The organism is Galbibacter sp., assembly GCF_048266365.1.
GTDB lineage: Bacteria > Bacteroidota > Bacteroidia > Flavobacteriales > Flavobacteriaceae > Galbibacter.
The window spans coordinates 337,263-359,276 of sequence record NZ_JBLWZP010000002.1; the positions used below are offsets into that span (position 1 = coordinate 337,263).

Annotated in this window: 21 protein-coding genes and 1 tRNA gene; 17 read left to right on the plus strand and 5 right to left on the minus strand. The window is 37.8% G+C overall.

What is annotated here, in order from left to right:
* Positions 1-3 precede the first annotated feature (3 nt).
* Both ACN0TV_RS04455 and ACN0TV_RS04460 read right to left on the minus strand, forming a co-directional pair.
* A complete protein-coding gene (locus ACN0TV_RS04455) occupies positions 4-1,212 on the minus strand; it encodes a DegT/DnrJ/EryC1/StrS family aminotransferase (protein ID WP_417360527.1) in 1,209 nt (402 codons plus the stop codon).
* A gap of 75 nt (positions 1,213-1,287) precedes the next feature.
* On the minus strand, positions 1,288-1,923 hold the full coding sequence (locus tag ACN0TV_RS04460; RefSeq protein WP_417360529.1) for an NAD(P)H-dependent oxidoreductase: 636 nt from the start codon (positions 1,921-1,923) through the stop codon (positions 1,288-1,290).
* Positions 1,924-2,131: 208 nt separating this feature from the next.
* On the opposite strand from ACN0TV_RS04460, the gene ACN0TV_RS04465 reads away from it, so the two are divergent.
* The 3 genes from ACN0TV_RS04465 (at position 2,132) to ACN0TV_RS04475 (ending at position 4,408) form a co-directional block, all read left to right on the plus strand.
* Positions 2,132-2,219: transfer RNA gene (locus tag ACN0TV_RS04465), tRNA-Ser, on the plus strand.
* A gap of 253 nt (positions 2,220-2,472) precedes the next feature.
* Complete coding sequence (locus ACN0TV_RS04470; RefSeq protein ID WP_417360531.1) at positions 2,473-3,198, plus strand: DoxX family protein; 726 nt, start codon at positions 2,473-2,475, stop codon at positions 3,196-3,198.
* Between the two features lie 538 nt (positions 3,199-3,736).
* The gene (locus ACN0TV_RS04475) at positions 3,737-4,408 is read left to right on the plus strand and encodes an ATP-binding cassette domain-containing protein (protein WP_417360533.1); all 672 of its coding nucleotides are present in this window, start codon (positions 3,737-3,739) and stop codon (positions 4,406-4,408) included.
* 323 nt (positions 4,409-4,731) lie between these two features.
* Here the strand turns inward: ACN0TV_RS04475 and ACN0TV_RS04480 are convergent, their stop codons facing one another.
* Entirely contained in the window at positions 4,732-5,115 is a 384-nt protein-coding gene (locus tag ACN0TV_RS04480; protein WP_417360535.1) for a winged helix-turn-helix transcriptional regulator, read from the minus strand.
* A 128-nt stretch (positions 5,116-5,243) separates the two neighbouring features.
* Here ACN0TV_RS04480 and ACN0TV_RS04485 point away from each other — a divergent pair, with 128 nt between their 5' ends.
* From ACN0TV_RS04485 to ACN0TV_RS04525, 9 genes are all read left to right on the plus strand, one after another.
* Positions 5,244-5,834, plus strand: a complete 591-nt coding sequence (locus ACN0TV_RS04485; RefSeq protein ID WP_417360537.1) for an NADPH-dependent F420 reductase — start codon at positions 5,244-5,246, stop codon at positions 5,832-5,834.
* Between the two features lie 24 nt (positions 5,835-5,858).
* Entirely contained in the window at positions 5,859-6,626 is a 768-nt protein-coding gene (locus tag ACN0TV_RS04490; protein WP_417360539.1) for a glucose 1-dehydrogenase, read from the plus strand.
* A 37-nt stretch (positions 6,627-6,663) separates the two neighbouring features.
* Positions 6,664-7,422, plus strand: coding sequence for an SDR family NAD(P)-dependent oxidoreductase (locus tag ACN0TV_RS04495; protein ID WP_417360541.1), 759 nt, complete (start codon positions 6,664-6,666; stop codon positions 7,420-7,422).
* 308 nt (positions 7,423-7,730) lie between these two features.
* Positions 7,731-8,624, plus strand: coding sequence for a LysR substrate-binding domain-containing protein (locus tag ACN0TV_RS04500; protein WP_417360543.1), 894 nt, complete (start codon positions 7,731-7,733; stop codon positions 8,622-8,624).
* 216 nt (positions 8,625-8,840) lie between these two features.
* Positions 8,841-9,476, plus strand: a complete 636-nt coding sequence (locus ACN0TV_RS04505; protein ID WP_417360545.1) for a peroxiredoxin — start codon at positions 8,841-8,843, stop codon at positions 9,474-9,476.
* Positions 9,477-9,496: 20 nt separating this feature from the next.
* Positions 9,497-11,320 (plus strand): assimilatory sulfite reductase (NADPH) flavoprotein subunit, encoded by a 1,824-nt coding sequence (locus ACN0TV_RS04510; protein ID WP_417360547.1) that lies wholly within the window; start codon positions 9,497-9,499, stop codon positions 11,318-11,320.
* Positions 11,321-11,362: 42 nt separating this feature from the next.
* Positions 11,363-13,063 (plus strand): assimilatory sulfite reductase (NADPH) hemoprotein subunit, encoded by a 1,701-nt coding sequence (gene cysI, locus ACN0TV_RS04515; RefSeq protein ID WP_417360549.1) that lies wholly within the window; start codon positions 11,363-11,365, stop codon positions 13,061-13,063.
* 168 nt (positions 13,064-13,231) lie between these two features.
* Positions 13,232-13,558 (plus strand): 2Fe-2S iron-sulfur cluster-binding protein, encoded by a 327-nt coding sequence (locus ACN0TV_RS04520; RefSeq protein WP_417360551.1) that lies wholly within the window; start codon positions 13,232-13,234, stop codon positions 13,556-13,558.
* 123 nt (positions 13,559-13,681) lie between these two features.
* Complete coding sequence (locus tag ACN0TV_RS04525; protein ID WP_417360553.1) at positions 13,682-13,897, plus strand: hypothetical protein; 216 nt, start codon at positions 13,682-13,684, stop codon at positions 13,895-13,897.
* A gap of 292 nt (positions 13,898-14,189) precedes the next feature.
* Here the strand turns inward: ACN0TV_RS04525 and ACN0TV_RS04530 are convergent, their stop codons facing one another.
* Positions 14,190-15,113, minus strand: a complete 924-nt coding sequence (locus ACN0TV_RS04530; protein ID WP_417360555.1) for a mechanosensitive ion channel family protein — start codon at positions 15,111-15,113, stop codon at positions 14,190-14,192.
* 115 nt (positions 15,114-15,228) lie between these two features.
* Positions 15,229-15,705, minus strand: coding sequence for a hypothetical protein (locus ACN0TV_RS04535; protein WP_417360556.1), 477 nt, complete (start codon positions 15,703-15,705; stop codon positions 15,229-15,231).
* A 356-nt stretch (positions 15,706-16,061) separates the two neighbouring features.
* Between ACN0TV_RS04535 and ACN0TV_RS04540 the strand changes: the two genes are divergently transcribed.
* The 5 genes from ACN0TV_RS04540 (at position 16,062) to ACN0TV_RS04560 (ending at position 22,006) form a co-directional block, all read left to right on the plus strand.
* Positions 16,062-16,523, plus strand: coding sequence for a hemerythrin domain-containing protein (locus tag ACN0TV_RS04540; RefSeq protein WP_417360558.1), 462 nt, complete (start codon positions 16,062-16,064; stop codon positions 16,521-16,523).
* Between the two features lie 241 nt (positions 16,524-16,764).
* Positions 16,765-17,841 carry a tellurite resistance/C4-dicarboxylate transporter family protein gene (locus ACN0TV_RS04545; RefSeq protein ID WP_417360560.1) on the plus strand — a complete coding sequence of 359 codons (1,077 nt, stop codon included), beginning with the start codon at positions 16,765-16,767 and terminating at the stop codon, positions 17,839-17,841.
* Positions 17,842-18,089: 248 nt separating this feature from the next.
* Positions 18,090-19,145, plus strand: coding sequence for an MFS transporter (locus tag ACN0TV_RS04550; RefSeq protein WP_417360562.1), 1,056 nt, complete (start codon positions 18,090-18,092; stop codon positions 19,143-19,145).
* A 21-nt stretch (positions 19,146-19,166) separates the two neighbouring features.
* Positions 19,167-21,386: a molybdopterin oxidoreductase family protein gene (locus ACN0TV_RS04555; protein WP_417360564.1), complete on the plus strand. Its 2,220-nt coding sequence runs from the start codon at positions 19,167-19,169 to the stop codon at positions 21,384-21,386.
* A 50-nt stretch (positions 21,387-21,436) separates the two neighbouring features.
* On the plus strand, positions 21,437-22,006 hold the full coding sequence (locus tag ACN0TV_RS04560; protein ID WP_417360566.1) for a 4Fe-4S dicluster domain-containing protein: 570 nt from the start codon (positions 21,437-21,439) through the stop codon (positions 22,004-22,006).
* Positions 22,007-22,014: the final 8 nt, after the last annotated feature.

Genomic DNA, 22,014 nt, shown 5'->3' on the forward strand with positions numbered 1-22,014 from the left:
GTATTAGTTTGCAAGTTCAGCAGTTATACTTTTAATAGTATCAGCCATCCTTTTAGCACGATCCTCTACCTCTTGTTCACTCCAACCGAGTTTGATCAATACAGAGATCGTACGTCCTAACCAATGATCTGACTGGCTCGTATCCATTTGGTGATAATCCGGCAGGCCTCGTCTGAGTTCTTCAGGTAATTTACCAAGACTTTTTAGATCCTTTAGATGGTCCCATTTCTTAATGTAGTGCCAATTGTTATCAAACCAATAGAAACATCCGTCTACACCATTTTCTCCAAGTTTCTTATGAACTCCTCTAGCGGCGTCCTCATCTGGCATAAAAAAGCTTAAAAACGAGTAATTTTCAACCCCTTTATCAGGTACAGTTCGAATTTGAACCCCAGGCAAGTTTTCTATTGAAGACCGAAGAACGCTATAGTTTTTCTTTTGGATAGCTAAGAACTCATCAAGACGTTTGATTTGAGCTAGACCAACTGCAGCATTGAGTTCTGATATGCGATAGTTATATCCCAAGAATGGGTGAGTGTCCGCCCCTCTATCCTTTCCGAGATGGTCGTGCCCATGATCAGAAAAATGATCTGCATGCCTAGCGTATTTATCGTTATTAGTGATCAAGGCACCACCTTCTCCGCATGTTATGGTTTTTACATAATCAAAGGAAAAACACCCCAGATCACCATAGCTTCCTAATGGTTTTCCATCGTAACTTCCCCCAATGGCTTGACAAGCATCTTCAAGAAGCAAAAGATTATGTGTGTCGCAAAGTGCTTTTAATTCTTTTAATCGCGCCATTGAACCGCACATATGCACAGGCATAATCACCTTTGTTCGTGAGGTAATAGCTTGTTCAACTTTTACAGGATCCATTGTCAGTGTATCATCGATATCTACGAGAATTGGTACTGCTCCAAGAGCAATGATCGACTCAAAACTTGCCACAAAAGTAAAAGTAGGAATAATAACTTCATCCCCTGCTCCAACATTTGCACTTGCCAAGGCTACCGTCAAAGCAGAAGTTCCACTACTAACCAACTGGGCGTATTTAGAACCCATACGCTTGGATATTGCTTTTTCCAACTCAACTGCCTTCCAGTGTCCATTACGAGCACCATCAAAGCCGTAACGCATTAGTACACCGCTTTCCAATACATCATTCACTTCGGCTCTCTCTAAATCTCCAAAAAGTTCAAATCCTGGCATATAGTTTACATTTTTAAAGTTGATACAACAAAGTTATTAAAAGAAGCCTCAATTCGAAAGTAATAAAACACAAACTCATGAATTAAAATCTATAACACTATCATTTAGTGGTTTGCGGACTTTCTTTAATTCTGCCATAAAATCATCTTGCGCCCGATAGCCAACAGGCATAATCAAAACAGAGCGCAAATTTTTAGATTTCAAATCGAGTACCTTATCATAATCCGACGTTAAAAAGCCTTCCATGGGGCAGGCATCAATTCCACCCATTGCACAAACTGTCAACATATTACCCATAGCTAGATAGGCCTGGTTTGTGGCCCAATTATAAATATCTTCCTCTGACTTCTTTTCAAAATCTTCTATTAAGAAATTTTGAAAGGGTTCTAGTATGTTTTCCGGTGTATTTCTAATCTCCTTAACACGATTAAAGTAGTTTCTAATATACTCTGCGTCCACCCCCCGTTCTATGCAAAAAATCAAAACATGAGAGGCATCCTCAATCTGAGCCTGGTTAAAAGCCGATTCCCTAAGTTTCTTTTGAAGTTCCTTATCCGAGATAACTAACAACTTTATAGGCTGTAGACCATAAGAGGTGGCTGTTAAGTTGAATGCTTTTTTTAGCATAGCGACCTTTTGATCGCTCAAGAACTTACTAGCATCAAATTTTTTAACTGCATAACGCCATTCTAAAGCATGAATAATTTCCATAGGTTAGGTTTTTAAACAAAAATACGAGATTTCAATGACAAATCTCGCCCATCAACAGTTACAAAGCAATTACAAAAGCTTTAGACTGCTTCTAAAACATAATTAAAATATATCCTACTCAAAACCAAGACATAACAATTATGATCAAAAAAAAATACGCTTTCTGCTTTTTGTATTCAAAAAAGCTTTCTATATTTGCACCCGCTAAGGAGAAATGGCAGAGTGGTCGAATGCGGCAGTCTTGAAAACTGTTGAGGGTCACACCTCCGGGGGTTCGAATCCCTCTTTCTCCGCCAAAAGTCCTTTAAAAGACTTAACAAACCTGCAGATCTGAGATTTGCAGGTTTTTTTATTCCATGTTATTTCAATTGATCTCCTTTAATTGCGGTCTATCAGTATCCACTACCATATTGTAAAATAATCTTTAGGAAATTACAGTTTAATAATACTTAATTTATTGGACTTAAACCTATCGAGAAATTGTTATTTTTATATAATGGAGACCTCACGGACACATCGGTCATTCTTAATCTTAAAATTAATTACCATTTGAATAATCTAACCAAATTTGATAAGTATTATTTAGAAATAAAAAGAAACAGATGGTATTGGTATTTCTCTATCTTTTGTCGTCTGACTTTAGCTTTAGGATTCGTTCTTGCAGGAATGGTTAAAATTATGGACGAACGATTCGCCAGTGGTTTATCCGAGATTCATCCAATGGGAACATACCTGACTGCACTTTATCATACCGGCTATTATTATACGTTCATTGGGATTGCTCAAGTCCTTGCTGCAATCCTATTGCTAATACCGCGAACAGTAACTTTAGGGGCCCTACTCTATCTACCCATAATAGTCAATATTTGTATCCTTTCTTTTGCAGTAAGGTTTGAAGGCTCCGCAATTTCTGCACCGTTAATGCTCTTTGCTAACTTGTATATTCTTGTATGGAATTATGACAAGTTGAAATACATTTTACCTTTTAAAATGGTGCCAGATTTCGGGATTTTAAAACAACCAGAAAAATACAGTAATAGATTTCCATTTCTATTTTTTACAAGTGTGGTTGTTGTTTTTGGGCTCGTAATTATTATGTTCTTTGTCGGGCGAGAAATTCTGCCTAGAAACTCATTGTCTCAATGTAAAAGACAATATGCAAAAACGGAATTAGAAGATGCTGGAAACGTATTTTGTGAATGTGTTCATGTTAACGGGAAACCATTAGACGAATGTTTAGCAGAATTTGAAAAAGCAAAAAAAGCCAATGATTGACAAAGTTATTGAGTAAAGTCGGCATATTACTATTGGATGGGCAGCCCAAAGGAGTCTCTTAGTCCAGTAGCGTATATGGATAATTCACAAGATTTCACTCCCACTTCTCCAGTCAACATATTTATTTAATTCTCAACTATGGATTAAAATCTTAATTACCGTATCAATTTCAATAAAATCCATAAATTTGAATTTAAGCTCTCAAAAGGCATCCATATTATTGACTTCTCTAGCATCTATATCAATGAAGTCCTAAAATATTTATTTTGAAGACATTAAAGAACATACTTTTATTTCAAAGCAAGATATTCTTTATATCATATGCAATTTCCATTCTAATTGGGATACTATTTGGAGGAGATCCCAAGGTAATCGGAAAAAGCTTTTTAATTATCTTACCTTTTTCACATTATTTCTTTTATGAAATTAAAAACAAAGATCAGTATTACTATTACTATAATTTGGGCTTAAATAACCGCATACTTTGGAGTTCAACAATTCTTGTTGGTATAATTAACCTCCTAATTCTAATGCTAATATGAGTATTCTCCATGTGGACAGCGTTACAAAATCATACCAGGGAAAAGTTCTACTGAGTGATGTTTATATTTCTTGTAGAAAAGGAGAAGTAAAAGGTTTAATTGGTCGTAATGGTTCTGGTAAATCTACACTACTTAAAATTATTTTTGGATCAGAATCAGCTGAATATAAATTTGTTAGGATAAACAACAAAAAGGTAAATAATCTGTCTACTGGACAAACTTTGATTAAATATTTACCCCAAGACAATTACTTGCCTAATAATATTTCAATTAAAAAGCTAATACATCTATTTCTATCAAAAGAAAGCGGGGAATTGCTCCTTAAAAACAAATATGTAAAACCGCTACTGGGTAAAATGAATCAAGATATGTCCGCAGGTGAAAGGAGAATTGTTGAAATCTTATTACTTATCAATTCTGAAGCGGAATTTATTTTACTCGACGAGCCCTTTAATGGTGTTAGTCCCATTGTGAGAGATTACATTGCGGAATGCATTCAAACGATCAAATCATCAAAAGGCATTATTATCACAGATCATGACCACGAAAGGATTTTAAATATATCGGATAGCATTGTTTTTTTACGGGATGGCTATTTAAAGGAATTAAAGGATAAACGTGAATTATTTGATTTAGGGTATTTTTCAAGAACTGCGTTTAAAGATTAAGATCACTCTTCAAACACACTACCAATTCACCTCATATCTATTTAATATTCCTTCAATTACAATGCGTAATACGTAAGAATCCACATATTTTCAAAAAGGATGATTTTGTTCAAGTACCTGTTGGTTATGCAAAGTTCCCAAGGGAAATACCTACACCCCCTCGATCTTATATTGAAAAAGGCTTTAACATCCAAAATTGGACCTAAATGAATGTAGGGGGCACTTCGCTGCGATGGAGCAACCAAACCTATTAGCTGCGGATATCACAGACTTTTTTAACCAAACATCCTTTAAAAGTTCGAGAGGACCGGAAGGGAAAAGTCTTAAACCGTCTCCTTAAATGCTTTGTTCTCTTTTTGCTCTGCTTTTTTTAATTCGCAGGCTGTAGTGTTCTCATATTTCATGTTCCACTCACATACCGATTTTAAGATAGGCAATAAAGAAAGCCCTTTTTCAGTAAGTGCATATTCAACACGTGGCGGGATTTCAGCAAACTCCTCTCTACTTATAATTCCGTCTTCTACCAACTCTTTTAATTGCTGTGTTAGCACTTTTCTTGTAATACACGGAATAATAGCATCCAATTGTCCAAATCGTAATTTTCTCGTATGAATGGTGTGAATGATTATGGGTTTCCATTTACTCCCCAATGATATCATCGCCCTAGTCATAGGGCATTCGGCGGCATAAAATCTTTGATCTCTCATAATATTTTTGATTTTTTGGTTACCTCAAAGTAACTACTAATACTGTTAGCCAGTTTCATAAAGAAACTATTGATAGTATCTTTGTGAAACAAATGTAATAAATATTGTTCAACATTAAAACTTTAAACATGAAAATAGGAGTAATTGGTGCCGGGTCTATCGGCACGGCATTCGCAAAACACGCAGCCGATGCAGGCTACGAATTAGTAATTAGCAACAGTCGTGGGGCTGATACACTTGAAGAAAAAGCAAAACAAATCGGAGGAAAGGTCACCGCTGGTTCTGTACTAGATGCAGCAGAATCAGACGTAGTTTTTCTATCTGTACGATGGGAGCAAGTTGCCGATGCAATCAAAAACATCTCACTAGAAGATAAAATTATAATAGACGCTACCAATTGGGATGGTGAGGAGTTTGTACTAGCAAAACCCGGATCAAAAACATCCAGTGAAGTTATAGGTGATTTCGCGAAAAGCACCAAAGTAGTTAAAGCCTTTAATACTTTATATGCCCAGGTTTTAGCTGCAGATCCTCAAAAAGACGGCGGAAAGAGAGTTATTTTTTATTCTGGGAATGACAGTAATGCAAAAGCACAGGTGTCAGGTATCATAAATAGAATCGGATTCGCAGGTGTCGATTTAGGTAGTCTACATGAAGGTGGAAAATTACAACGATTCCCCGGTGGATCTTTACCAGCATTAAACCTTATAAAATTATAATCAACATATAAATAACTAGAAATAATGAGTAAATTAAACAAAAAGGTAGCAGTAATAACAGGCGGAAATAGTGGTATCGGTTTTGGTATCGCTAAAGAATTCAAAAAAGAAGGTGCCGTCGGAGCAATTGTGGGCAGAAATCAGAAAACTTTAGATAAAGCGGTAGCGGAACTTGGTGATGATTTTATAGCCATAAAAGCTGATGTCACCAATCTTGACGACCTAGGAAGGGTGTTCAAAGCAACGTATGAGAAGTTCGGTAAAATAGACGTGATTGTAGCCAATGCTGGCGGCGCCGTTACAGGTGCAGCATTCGGCACAGTAGCAGAAGTTGGTGAAGCAGACTTCGATAAGACAATAGACTTAAACCTTAAAAGTATTTATTTCACTGTCAACAAAGGACTAGCTTATATGAATGACGGAGGCTCCATTGTTCTCCTTGGATCCAATGCTGCGCATAGAGCGTACCCATCCTTTACACTTTACGGTGCTACCAAAGCAGCGGTAATTCATTTTGCAAAAGGATTCTCAAATGACCTTTTAGGTAGAAAAATCAGAGTAAATGTGATATCTCCGGGTACAACTGACACACCGGTATTCGACAAGTTTGTTCCAGAAGAGCAGCTTGAAGCTGTAAAAAAATACTGGTCAGACGTAATGCCAATTGGTAGAATTGGCCAACCATCTGAAATCGGAAGAGCCGCAGTGTTTTTAGCCTCTGATGATTCAGCATTTATGTTAGGTGCTGAGCTTCTTGTCGATGGCGGCTTGACCTATTTACAACCTAAATAATTACGATAGGAACAACAACAATTAAAAACTAAAAATCATGAGTAAGTTAGCAAATAAAGTAGCCATAATCACTGGAGCATCAAAAGGTATTGGTGCGTCCATTGCGAAGCACTTTGCAGAAGAAGGTGCAAAAGTAGTCGTAAATTATGCTTCAAGTGAAGCGGCAGCGAATAAAGTAGTGAAATCCATAACAGATAATGGAGGAACTGCTATTTCAATAAAGGCTGATGTTTCAAAACGAGAAGAAGTTACAAGACTTTTTGAACAAGCAAAAGAGGTATTCGGGCCACTAGACATTTTAGTAAATAACGCGGCCTATCAAGGATATACACCCTTGGAACAGATCACCGACGAGTCTTTTCACAAACACTTTAATGTCAATGTATTAGGCGCATTACACACGATTCAAAAATCTACCGAGCTTTTTGGTGACAGAGGTGGCAATATCATTAATATTAGCTCGGGATCGAGTAAAACTCCACTTCCGCAAGCCTCGCTGTATTCTGCAACAAAAGCAGCCCTTGACGCAGTGACTATTTCAATGTCGAAAGAACTAGGCTCAAAAAATATACGTGTGAACTCAATATTACCAGGAGCCACAGAAACAGAGGGTGCAACGGCAGCTGGGGTTACCACTGGTAGTGCATATGAAACCCAATTTATTGCCAACACACCACTAGGACGAAGAGGACAACCCGAAGATATTGCGAAAGTCGCTGTATTCCTAGCCTCCGATGATGCTGCCTGGATAACAGGGGAGCAAATTGGAGTCTCGGGTGGTATGTATGGTTTTTAAACCGAAAAAATAATTGAAACCAAAGTCCCAATCACTACTAATTAAAACAATAATTTCTATACCAATTTATTTTTTCAAATCTCTGCTTCTTAAAACAAGTAGGGATTTTTTATGCTTAAATTACCTGCCATTTACCTACCCAATTCTAACTTTGTAAAACCAGATTTTAAATCACTCATCTTACACATTTCATTTGGTCCTTATCAGAGGTAAAACGCGATGGATTTTGTAACAATTCTAACGTTCTATCACTAGGATAAATCACAAAATAATGAATCCCCATTCTAAAAATATTCGTAGTATTGTATATGTTCAATTTTCGTTTACAAGTTTTTTACACGGTTGCAAAAAGGCTCAGTTTTACCAAGGCTGCTGAAGAATTATTCATCTCACAACCTGCAGTAACCAAACACATTAAGGAATTGGAAGAGCAGTTCAATCTTGCCCTATTTACCAGAAAAGGGAATAAGATCTTCCTTTCACCTGCCGGAAAAACCTTGCTTAAACATACGGAGCAATTACAAGAGATATACCGTCAAATTGAGTTTGATCTAAACCAATTCAACAAAACTCAGAAAGGAACATTACATGTGGGCTCTAGTACCTCTATCACCCAGTATATTCTACCACCATTACTCGCACAATTTCACAGCACGCATCAAGATGTAAAAGTAGAATTGCTCAATGGTAATTCAGAACAAATAGAACAGGCACTGATGAATAAGGATATCGAACTTGGAATTATAGAAAGTAAATCCAAAAGGCGCGAAATTCATTACACACCATTTTTAAAAGATGAGATCGTTCTTGTCTGCAGTAGTAAAAATCAATTGGTAAAAGATGATGAAATCAGTCCTGAGGACTTGAAAAACATACAACTACTGCTAAGAGAACCTGGCTCAGGAACTTTAGAGGTCATCGCGGATACCCTAAAACAAAAAGGTATTCGACTCTCAGACCTACAAGTAGAAATGCAATTAGGAAGTACGGAGGCTATCAAATTATACCTTCAACATTCCAACTGCATGGCCTTTATCTCCTTGCACGCCATCTTTGAGGAACTAAAGAACAATACCCTTAAAATAATTGAGATCAAAGAATTACAATTTCTACGTCATTTTTACTTTATCAGCCCTCTTGGTCCATTAGGAGGTCTACCTGATTTATTGATTCAATTTCTAACTCGTAATCATAAAATTTAATTATACACAAGGAGGTGGATTGGAATATAATTTCTTTAGACACCTCATTATCAATACTCAAACATTATTTTAACACTCAAGACTTCATAAATACCTATAACTTAAGGTTATACTAAATTAAAAATAGCTATTGGCGATTCGTTTTGTTGCACCCTACCTTTGACAAATCAAAGAAATAGGCAACTGTTTCCATTGTTTAATCTAAAACTTTAAAAAATGAGTTTACGAATTGCAGACGATGCACCAAACTTTACAGCTCAAACCACGCAAGGGGAAATCGATTTTCACCAATGGTTAGGAGATCAATGGGGGATTCTTTATTCACATCCTGCCGATTTTACTCCAGTTTGCACAACAGAACTTGGGCGTACCGCACAATTAAAAGATGAATTTGCGGCAAGAAACACCAAAGTATTAGCTGTAAGCACAGATGACATTGATTCTCATAATGGATGGATCACTGACATCAATGAAACACAGAACACTCAGGTGGAATTCCCTATTATCGCAGATACTGACAAAAATGTATCAACGCTTTATAACATGATCCACCCTAACTTTTCAACTACTGCGACAGTAAGATCGGTTTATTTCATCAGCCCATCTAAAAAAATTGGAGCAATCATTACTTATCCTGCTTCAACTGGCAGGAATTTCTCAGAAATATTACGTGTACTCGACTCTTTACAACTTACTGCCGGACACAGTGTTGCCACTCCTGTTGATTGGGAAGTAGGACAAGATGTAATCATCTCCCCTGCAGTGAAACAAGAAGATGTTGAGGCCAAATTTCCAAAAGGACACCGTGTTGTAAACTCTTATTTAAGATATACCCCACAGCCTAACAAATAATTTAAAAATCACCGTAAGCCATGGAATTAAAAAAGGGATTAGGAAGAGGACCATTTAATGATAGTCAGGCCGAAAGACTGAGCAATGTATTATCTGAACTTGATGTTGATCAGCTAAATTGGTTGAGCGGATATTTCAGTGGAATCAGTCAATCAACTTCAATTGCCTCAGGAACAGTAACAAATCAAGAAGTTGTTTCAGCACCCTCAGCAACAGAAGTTAAGCCTCAGAATATTACCATCTTATACGGTACTCATACCGGTCATAGTGAAGCATTATCAGCGGACCTTGCTGCTAAAGCAAAAGCATTAGGTATCCAAGCTAGTGTTTCAGACATGGCATCCTTTAAAACAAGAGACTTAAAAAAAGTTGAAACTCTAGCAATTATTGTAAGTACCGATGGCTTAGGTGAACCGCCTGTTTCGGCAGAAGATCTCTACAAGTTTCTTCATGGTAAAAAGGCTCCAAATCTTTCTCATATTAATTATTCTGTATTAGCTCTTGGCGATAGCAGTTATGCAGATTTTTGTCAAACTGGTAAAGATTTTGATGCAGTATTAGAAAAATTAGGCGCTACAAGAATACTTGACCGCCAAGATTGTGACGTAGATTATGATGAGCCTGCAGAGGCTTGGCAAAACGCGTTTCTTAATAGTTTAACTCAAAATTCAGGTGCAGCTTCTTCTACTGGCAATCTTCAAGCCAGTGAACAAGCCAGCGCCACAACAACTGTATACTCTAGAAAAAATCTTTTTGAAGCCACTATTCTAGAAAAAATCAACCTTAATGGTAAAGGCTCCTCTAAGGAGACCATTCATATCGAATTGGATTTAGAAGGATCAGGAATCACCTATGAACCTGGTGATGCTTTAGGAGTGTACGGTAGTAATTCTGATAAATTAACACAGGCTGTTTTAGCGGCAACCAAATTATCTGGAGACCAACTTGTAGCAACTCATAAAGGAGAACAAAGCTTATTAGAAGCACTTACATATGATTATGAGTTGACTCCCTTAACTAAATCAACATTAGAGAAGTATGCCGATCTGACGGATAATCAACAATTAAAAGATGTCCTAACAAATACTAATGAATTACCAGAATATCTTAAAGGACGTGATATCCTAGATTTGATAACTGAAGTTCCATTTGAGCTTTCGGCTGAAGCCTTTATTTCAATTCTAAGAAAAAATACAGCTAGAATGTATTCCATTGCTTCCTCTCAAGATGCTGTAGAAAATGAAGTGCACTTGTTAGTGTCAGTTGTCCGTTATAATGCCTTAGGTAGAGATAAAGAGGGGCACTGCTCCACTACCCTAGCAGATCGTCTTGAGGTAGATGACAAGGTGAAGGTTTTCGTGGATAAAAACACCCGTTTTAGACTTCCAACCGATCCGGAGGCTCCCATAATCATGGTGGGTCCAGGAACCGGAGTTGCACCTTTCAGAGCATTTATGCAACAACTAGAGGTGTCTGAAAAAAGAACGCCATCATGGCTTTTCTTTGGTGATCGAAATTTTACAACGGATTTTCTTTACCAAACCGAATGGCACCAATACCTCAATGAAGGAGTATTAACAAAAGCTGATGTAGCATTTTCAAGGGACCAGCAGCACAAACAGTATGTACAGGACAGAATGATTGAAAATGGTAAGGAATTGTACCAATGGTTGGAAAAAGGAGCACACTTTTATGTTTGTGGAGATGCAAAAAGAATGGCAAAAGACGTGGACTCTGCTTTAAAAGAAATAATTCAACAACAAGGTGGTCTGTCGCTTGAAAAAACAGAAGCGTATATTAAAAACCTTCAATTGTCAAATCGATATCAAACTGATATTTATTAAAAACAGTTAGGTACAGTATCTGACATTCAAAAAAATATAGTTATGGACAAACAATTTGCACAGGAGAACTTATCGGAAGACGAACATATAAAAAACAAAAGTGACTACCTTAGGGGTACAATCAAGGATAGCTTAAAAAATCCTTTGACCGGGGCTTTACATCCTGATGATGTAAAACTTATAAAATATCATGGTTCGTATCAACAACATGATAGGGATCAAGAAAGTGAAAGAAAACAGAAAAAACTGGAGCCTTTGTATCAGTTTATGGTACGGGTACGGGCTGCAGGTGGAATTACCACTCCTAAGCAATGGCTTGCACTAAGTGAACTTTCAGACCTTTATGGGAATGGCACCTTGAAATTGACGACACGGCAATCATTTCAGTTTCACGGGATACTTAAAGGCGGATTAAAGCCTGTAATTCAAAAAGTGAATGAGGTCTTGCTATCTACCCTGGCAACCTGTGGGGATGTCAATAGAAATGTAATGTGTAATCCCAACCCGTATCAATCACCTATACATAGTGAGGTGTATGAATTTGCCGGGGAAATAAGCAATTATTTCCTTCCAAAAACTACGGCATATCATGAAATTTGGCTCAATAAAGAAAAGGTATCAGGGACACCTGATTTTGAGCCTTTATATCATCATACCTATCTACCCCGTAAGTTCAAAATAGCACTAGCTATTCCGCCAAACAATGATATTGATGTTTTTGCCAATGACCTTGGTCTTATAGCTATTGAGGAAAATAACAAGATCAAGGGTTTTAATATTTGTGTTGGCGGGGGTTTAGGTAGTACATTCGGAAACACTGCAACATACCCAAGACTGGCAGACGTCATAGGTTTTGCGCCAAAAGAAAAAGTCATCGAAGTGGCAGAGACCGTGATATCCATTCAAAGAGATTACGGTAATAGATCAGATAGAAAACTATCAAGGTTAAAACACACCATCGACGACAGAGGTTTAGAATGGTTCGTAAGTGAATTAAATGCACGTCTTGGCTGGGAACTTGGCAGTCCAAAAGCCTATAAATTCGTATCCAACGGAGATACGTATGGTTGGCTAAAAGGAATAAACAACAAATGGTTCTATACCTTGTTTGTAGAACATGGAAGGGTAAAAAATGAAAGGGATTATACCTTGAAAAAAGCATTAGAAGAAATCGCAGAAGTGCACACTGGTGATTTTCGTCTAACTGGGAACCAGAACCTTATTATTGGAAATGTAGAAGAAAAAGACAAGGAAACCATAAATGAGATTTTAACACAAAATGGCGTTACAAGCCACCGTAAGCTAACTGGGCTTCGCAAAAACTCCATGGCCTGTGTTGCACTTGGCACCTGTGGTCTTGCCTTTGCAGAATCTGAACGTTATCTCCCTTCTTTAGTTGACAAACTAGATATTATCATGAGGGACAATGGCCTGGAAGAAGAAGCAATTAATATCAGAATGACAGGATGTCCAAACAACTGTGCACGGTCATCCCTGGGTGAAATTGGATTTGTGGGACGAGCCATTGGACGCTACAACCTCCATTTAGGAGCTAGCCACAATGGGGATAGACTCAATACACTTTATAAAGAAATGCTATCCGAGGAGGATATTATTAAAGAACTCACTCCTATTATAGCAGCCTTTGCACAAGAAAAAGACCAAGGAGAATCGTTTGGAGATTTTGTGATCCGAAAAGAAATTGTCAAGGAGACCGACCGTCCGCAACATGTGCTTGTATAAATAACACAGAGATTCTACACAATTCAATCTTGTGTCAAAAACCGACCAAAGCTAAATCAGATTCGTTAGGTATATTGGCGAGCTTTAATTAAATTAATCCCCAGTATTTGCAATGCTGCGTTTGAGTAGACATGAACGCAGCAGCGCAATACTTTAACTAAAAAGCATATGTCCAAGGAAATATACCACCTTACCTTCTTTGATGAATTAGGAGATGAACACCAAGGGGAATTTAAAACTAATGAGTACCATAATCTTATGGAGTTGCTTTTCGATAAGTATCTGCAAGATTGGGGTGAATGTAAAGGAAGAGCGTGGTGTGGAACTTGTCATATTCAAATCCTTGAGGGTCAAATTTCTGATGAAATGAATGCCGAAGAAAAACATACACTTTCTATAATTGATAGTGCCACTAAAAGAAGCCGTTTAGCTTGTCAAATACTCCTAAATGCAGATTTAGATGGTATCGTTTTCAAAATTGAGGAGTCATTATAACGTTGTAGGGTTAAAATATCCTTAAAACGGCGTTTATCAGGCCTTTAAATTCGCTTTTAATGATTCATTTTGCTATGTTTATCGAATCCAAATTTAAATTTCGAATAAATCAATAAATTAATTATGGGAAGACCAGCAACAAGGCCCACTAAATTGAGGGACGGTTATTATATAGAAATTTGTAACAAGAATCAGAAAAGCGGAATTAAAATTCATAGAGCGACAAAACAACAATTAGTTCATGCTATAAAAGAGTATGAGAAAAACAAAAAAGTTATTGTACTCGGAAAATTAAAAAATGGAAAAATGGAGAAAATTGATCTTCCGGACTACGCCTAAGACAGTTTAAAAACACTGTTTTTAATGTTATCAACAAGTTTCTAAAAGTCTATAAAATAGAAGAAATCAGGTCATCACATTTCTCGATCTAAGGACCTTAATACTATTCAACTTTTAAAATTGAAATCGCAACTTTTGCCTTCTTCTATAAGTTTTGAGGATCAGCACAAAAGAGATAGCATTCCTTTTCTAAAAAATTAAACTTTCTCCAAGTATTTAACATAATTCAAAAAAGCAAACATTCGAGAAACGTACCTCGAATTGGTACTTTAAACGCATTATTACTACGTTATCATCGCAAGCTACCCTCAGGAAATTTCACCTTATCTGGAGCAGCATTTAACAAGGGTAAAGCATAGCGGAGAATTCGGTTCCGACGGCCTGTGGTATCTTCAGGTTCTACCGGATAAGAAATCACCGCTTCCATCCAAGCAAACTTATTTATCCTAAAATACACATTAGGCTCCCACCGTTGTTTCTCTGGATTACCGAGATGAGAATAACGCTCCTTAAAGTCCCTGATACAAGCCTCTAACAAACATTCTTCCACAAACTGCAGGTCACTAGTGTATGCTACTTGAATTGGTGTTTCATTCCAAATAAATGGAATTTCGGGACCAGAGTAATTAATTACCTCCTCCTTGAGTATCAAGCTGTTTGGGAATCTAACGATTCTTCCACTCTTCCTATCGTTCTCAAGGTAATCTCCACTACACTCCAATATTGAGGTATCCAAATAGCCAATCTCAATAACGTCTCCTCGGAATTTCTTTATCTGTATGCGATCGCCAACTAAATAAGTCCGCCTAAAAACCAGATAGACCCATGCGATGAAGGAAGAAATGGGAGCCTGTAAAGCAAAACCTAAGACTAGGGAAATCAACCCAAAGCTGACCGCTGCAGCATATAGATTTTGAAATAAAAACGAGATGACCACAATAAAGCTAGATACAAGGGCCAAAAAACGAATTATTCGAACCAAATTATAGCGGTCTCCCTCTGTTCTCGTTTGAGCATTGATCAGTTGTTCGATAAGCTTACTAATCAAAAATATCAAAACGATCAAGAACAAACTCATCGTTAGTTTCTTAAGAAAGGGAATATATTCATTCCAAGCATCGAAAATATCTAAATCTAGTGCATAATGCATGGACATAAACAGTATCGACACTATGGCGTAAATCAAAATCCATTGTTTATTATTAAGCTTCCTCATTATAATTTGGTACTAATTTTAGCCTTAAAATAATACATCTTTTGATAATACTACAGTCATTTCGAAACAAAAGTGAATTTGCCCTCAAGTAGAAGTACAACTAATTTACCGGAATTTAAAAGAAATATAGTCCATGACTACCGGCAACTGCACCTATTATGGTGATTAGGCTAATTATAAGTAAAACCCAATGAGCCCTTTGCATAATTCTAAAAGCTTGTTCTGGATTTGAAGAAACATAATTCTTAAATACTTTATGTAATACAAAAGGTTCAAGAATGAACAGGACTACCGTAAAGATCAGCCAAACAATGGTCATGGCATGAATCCACCAAAATCTAACATCCAAATACCTTTGCCAGGCATCCATCTGATACATGATGTAAAACCCGCTTAGTCCAGTTAACACTGTTGTGACTCGCGCAATTCTGGAAAAACGCCCCTCTATTCTTTCAAAAGTATAAATTTTGTTTTCCTTGGAACCCATACGTTTTACCGCAGGGATTACAACCATGGTTACCATGCCTACCCCTCCAATCCATATTACCACGGACAATACGTGGATAATTCTTGCAATTGTTATAGATTCCATACCTAATTTGAATTAATTTATATTTAAAATTAGCACTGAAATTAAAAACAAAGTCCGTTTTTTCTCTGATTATCAGTAAAAAGACATTTCATTTAAGCTTCTTTTTGTCGCGGTGTAAATTTACGAATTAACCATGGTGCCCTAATATGATCTGCATCATAAAATCAGAACCTATATTATCTGAATTTTGTCCATACGATTTTAAGCCGAACGTAAAGAAACTTAGGAAAGTAATTAGGGATTTTGAGAAATTAGTAAAATAACATAGTGATGTGATTTACTTCGCCTAAGTTAACTATAATAAATAAAGACCAAAGACTGTATCAAAGCCAAGAGCTTCTAAAAATGCACTTAAAATGATAAAGGAAATTGAAAACAACACCGGCCTGGAACAACTTACAAATGAACACGAATTGGTACTTCGCTTATGTATCAGGATCAGGAAGGGTTTGCACCGAAAAGTAAACACACAACGTATACGAGACTATGTTGACTGGTTTAGAACCCATTACTTAGATCCACATTTTGAGTTAGAAAAAGAACATATCTTCCCAATTTTAGGGATGAATGTTAGGGTTAAGAGAGCTCTGGCCAATCACAGACGAATTAATCGGTTGTTAAGCTGCAGTTGTGAGGATTTAAAAGTATTGAGCCTTTTAGAAGAGGAGTTGGCTGCTTATACACGCTTTGAAGAGCTAATTCTTTATCGAAAAATTAGAGCTATAGTCAGCCCTGATAAGCTTATGGAAATTGAACAACATTTGATGGCCATACCTTATAATGACCAAGATTGGAAGGATCATTTCTGGAAGGATTAAAAATCCAATTGGCAGACCTGTTTAATCGAGATCTTAGTGAGCACTTAAAGTCGAACATACAGGCTAAATATTTCTCTAAAAGCTGATTTATGTCATTTTTTGCTGAATGCATTGTTAATTTCTTAGCATAACTTTTGGTTGAGATCGTTAGCCAAGTATATCCATATGAGTGACATTCGAACTAACGAGCCATGAATCAAGAGTGAAAATTGTGTATATTTGATACTAAAAGCTCCTACATATGAATGTACTTCAGAAGAAAGTTAAGAATCTTCTCCCCGCCTACTTCGCAATGGTGATGGCCACAGGAATAATTTCCATAGCGCTTCATTTAACCGGATCTACAAGTCTATCATTCGGTCTTTTTTACTTAAATCTAATTTTTCTAACGGGATTGCTAGGGGTATTTATTTACCGTTGTATATTCTATTTCAAAGATGTTTCTGAAGATTTTAGAAGCTACCTCAAAGGACCAGGATTTTTCACCATAGTGGCTGCCTTGTGTATAGTTGGGAATCAATTTATCCTATTAAACAGAGACATAGCATCCGCCAGGCTATTGTTAATTGTCGCGGCTATAGCGTGGATACTCATAGGTTATGGTTTCTTTTTCAATATAACAGTAACTAAAGATAAAAAACCACTAAACCAGGGTATCAATGGTACGTGGCTCGTAATTATAGTTGCTATCCAAGCATTATCTAGTTTGATTAGCTTCCTTACCGAAGGCGAAGATCAACCCGCATATTTCTTGTTGTTTCTGGCATTGTGTCTCTTTTTATTAGGATGTATATTCTATTTATACATCATGTCTCTAATCATTTATCGCATTTCCTTCTTTTCGTTGAATGCACAAGAGCTAGGCGCACCTTACTGGATTAATATGGGAGCAACAGCCATAACAACCCTGGCTGGATCGATGCTGATTTTACATACACAGAATTTCAATTTTATAACCGATATCCTTCCTTTTATAAAAGGGTTTACACTGTTCTTCTGGGCGGCTGGAACATGGTGGATACCGCTGCTGATTATCCTAGGCATGTGGAGGCATTTAATAATGAAAGTAGCAGTGCCTTCCACTGCGAAAGGCTATGATCCCAGTTATTGGGGAATGGTGTTTCCACTCGGAATGTATGCAGTGAGTACCTTCAGGTTGAGTGAAGCTCTTGAAATTCCTTTTTTACAACACATTCCAAAGTATTTCATATACGTGGCTCTTTTTGCTTGGGTCGCTGTAATGACTGGATTTCTACGTAACCTATACACTACACTTCTGGCTAAAAAAAGCACTCCGATTACTAAGGAAGGAAACTAAAGGGTTTTCAAACCAAAAAATGATATTCCGCAATATGATGATTATCATATTTTGATCCGTTTTAAAGTTACAACTTTGTAGCAGATACAATGTCGATGGGAGATAAATCTACTTTTTTAACACCGCTACGGACTTGTTTAGATCAAGTTTAAATTGTGTTGAATGGCCAAGTATATTTTATAAGGTGTCTAAAATTCACTAAATTAGGGTATCCTATATTTTCTAACTTTTAATGCGTAAAATCCATTATGTACCGATTATTTAAAACCTTAAATCGTCGTGCCCTAATCAAAGCCATAATAGCTGCGGTACTAACGGTTATCTTTGTTCTTATGGGTTCTAGAAACCTTCAGAACTTTGATCCGGCTCTGATTGCTTACCTTATCGGAACTGTTTTTGCTGTTTTTGGAATTGCTTACAGGTATTCGGTTTGGTTACAACGACCACCCACAAAACTCTATTGGCGTCGTAGTATGCAATTTCTCTTTAGCAGATACTTTTTCCCTTATTTATTGCGATCTTTAAAACTGTTCGTTAGAAATATTTTCTTCCAAAGATTTATTGCATTTAGAAGTAGAACAAGATGGTTTGGTCATTTCATGTTGGCCACGGGTTGTATGATTGCTTTTGCTATAACTATTCCACTGACATTTGGATGGATACATTTTATCCTCAAACCGGGTGATGACACTACCTATTACGCAATGCTCTTTGGATTTGAAGCAGGATCTTTTCAACTTGGGTCTCCCCTTGCCTTTATAGCATTTCATGGTTTAGTATGGAGCTCAGTACTGGTAACAATCGGGGCCATTATCATGATGAAGAGACGTTTCACTGATGGTGGATTAATTGCCACTCAAAGTTTTGAAAATGATTGGCTCCCTCTATTTTTACTGATCGCAATTTCTGTCACCGGACTTGGAATTTCATATGACTACACTTTTTTAGAGGGTAAAACTTATCAATTCATGGCAGTCACACACGCGATTACAGTGATACTGTTCCTAGTATGGCTTCCATTTGGAAAGTTTTTCCACATATTTCAGCGCCTGGCGCAACTAGGAGCTACCCTATATAAAGCCGAGGGTAAGCGAAGAGGAATGGCAACCTGCCCTCACACCAAAGAAGAATTTGCAACCCAAACACATATTGACGATCTCAAGGAAGTCTCAAAAACACTTGGGTTCAATTACGATAAAAAAGATGGTACCAATCACATGGATTTGAGTCCAGAAGGAAAGCGTTCTGCCTTGGCTAATGCGCATTTAAAAGCACGACAAGAATCAGGTAAATTATTCGGTTAAAAACTAGATAAAGAAAAAATAATGGCGAAACTTCCCGTTCACGTAGATAAACTCATAGAAGATTATGGACCGCATAAGGCCTATGCACCTAAGTCTGGATTTCTTGGGAACAATGAACCCGACAAGCTTGTTAAAACCCATTGTTGCTATTGCGGTTTACAATGTGGTATTAAACTCAAAGTAAAGGATAATAAAATTGCCGGTTTTGAGCCATGGGAGGACTTCCCCTATAATGAAGGGCGTCTATGTCCCAAAGGTGTGATGCGTTATATGCAAAACAATCACCCTGACAGAATTATGAGCCCACTCCAGCGAGTGGAAGGCAAAGGGTTTGTTCCAACAGACTGGGAAAATGCCATGAGTAAAACGGTAAGTGAAATCAAACGAATCCAGGATACGTATGGAAAGGATGCTTTTGCTATGCTTTCTGGAGTATCGCTTACCAATGAGAAGAGTTATATGATCGGTAAATTTGCCCGAGTTGCCCTGAAAACTGCAAACTTGGACTATAACGGTCGCCTTTGTATGGTAAGTGCCGGAGGTGGAAATAAAAAAGCCTTTGGACTCGATAGAACTTCCAACAGTTGGGCTGACTTAAAACACGCCGAAGTCATTCTTATTGCCGGAGCTAATGTCAGCGAAACATTTCCTACACTAACACATTATATCTGGCAAGCTAGAGACAACGGAGCTAAATTAATTGTGGTTGATCCTCGAGTAATTCCGTTGGCTAGGACTGCAGACCTGCATCTCCCTGTGAGACCGGGAGGTGATTCTGCTCTATTTGGCGCCATCCTGAAGATAATGGTTGATAATGATTGGCTGGACCACGACTTCATAGACAATCATACTTCTGGATTCCAGGAAACCATTGATGCTGTAAAAGATTATGATCTTGATTGGGCGGAAGAACACACTGGCATTTCAAAGGAATTGATCTACCAAGCTGCAGAGATGTGGGGGAAAGCCAATACAAGCTTCCTACTACACGCTCGCGGTATTGAACACCATACTAAAGGTGTGGACAATGTCGTGAGTTGTATCAACATCGTATTGGCTTCTGGTCGAATTGGAAGACCATATTGCGGGTACGGTACCATCACAGGACAAGGAAACGGACAAGGAGGAAGAGAACACGGTCATAAATGTGATCAATTGCCGGGTAACAGAGACATTACAAATCCGCAGCACAGAAAGTACATTTCTGAAGTTTGGGGAATTGATGAAAAAGATATGCCCGGAAAGGGACTTACAGCCTATGAACAAATCGAGGCCATCCACCGCGGTGAAATAAAAGGTATGATTTCCATTTGTTTCAACCCATTAATCTCCCTTCCAAACAACAACTTTGTAAGAGAAGCGCTTGAGAAGCTCGAATTCTATGTCTGTATTGACACCTTCTTGAGTGAAACAGCCCGTTATTCTGATATTTTACTTGCTGGTTCTCTGCATGAGGAAGAAGAAGGAACAGTAACTACTGCTGAGGGAAGGGTGGTAAAAATAAATGAAGCCATAACACCTCCAGGTAAAGCTAGGAGAGACGGTGAAATCATAATGGATTTGGCAGATCGACTTGGTGCGGGTGATAAGTTTAGCTACCCGACTAGTGAGGATATCTTCAACGAACTTAGAGTAGCATCCAAAGGTGGAACAGCAGATTACTATGGGATCACCTACAAAAAGATCGAGGATAACTACGGTGTATTCTGGCCATGTAAAACATTGGATCACCCTGGAACCCCAAGACTATGGGAGGATCTGAAATTCGAAACTCCGGATGGAAAAGCGCATTTTAATCCTGCGAAATACCGTCCTGCCTCTGAAATGCCAAATAAAGAATATCCGGTAGTACTGACCACCGGTCGTGTAGTGTCACAATATTTGAGTGGTTCATCCACAAGAAGAATTGGAAAACTCGTAGATCAGTATCCAGAACCATTATTGGAAATCCATCCAAAATTGGCGTTCCAGTACGGTATTGAAGACCGTGATTTAATTAAAGTCAAAACAAGACGTGGTGAAGCTGAATTCCCTGCTCACGTAGTAGAAACCATCCGAGAAGATACTGTGTTTATACCCTATCATTGGGGAGGTAAATACTCAGCAAATCAATTAACAATAGACAACTTAGATCCTATCTCTAAAATACCCGAATATAAGGTTTGTGCCTGCCAGCTCGAGAAAACTGGAAAAAAAGGATCTCAAGAAAGAACTGAAACAGCCTACCAAAGTGGGTTGTAGAAATTATATAGGAACTAAAAAGACTAGAATTAACCTTTAAAAACACAATTATGCCGGAAACAAATTATGATCAGGAAATGGCTTTTTTCGTAGACATGCAACGCTGTATAGGTTGCCGTGCCTGTGAAATGGCCTGCGCTGAATGCGAAACGAATGGCCAGGAGAGTATGATCCATGTGAATTACGTAGACAGGTCTAAAAGCCCACAAACAACAGTTCAAGTGTGTATGCACTGTGAGGATCCAACCTGTGCGAATGTATGCCCTGCCGACGCCATACACCAAGATGAATTTGGAGTCGTACATTCTGCAAACACCTCAAGATGTATTGGTTGCTCCAATTGTGTTTTAGCTTGTCCATTCGGAGTTCCAAAGAAAATGGAAGAAGCGGAACTGATGATGAAATGTAATATGTGCTATGATAGGACTAGTGTAGGTAAAAAGCCAATGTGTGCAACGGTATGTCCAAGTCAGGCACTTTTCTTCGGAACAAAAGAAGAAATTGCAAGAATGCGACCAGACAGTGTTCCTGTCAATTCATTCTTGTTTGGCAAACAGGAGGTAAACACCAAAGTTAATATTATGATGCCTAAAGGCACAGATCAATTACTCATCCCTTAATTTACTTA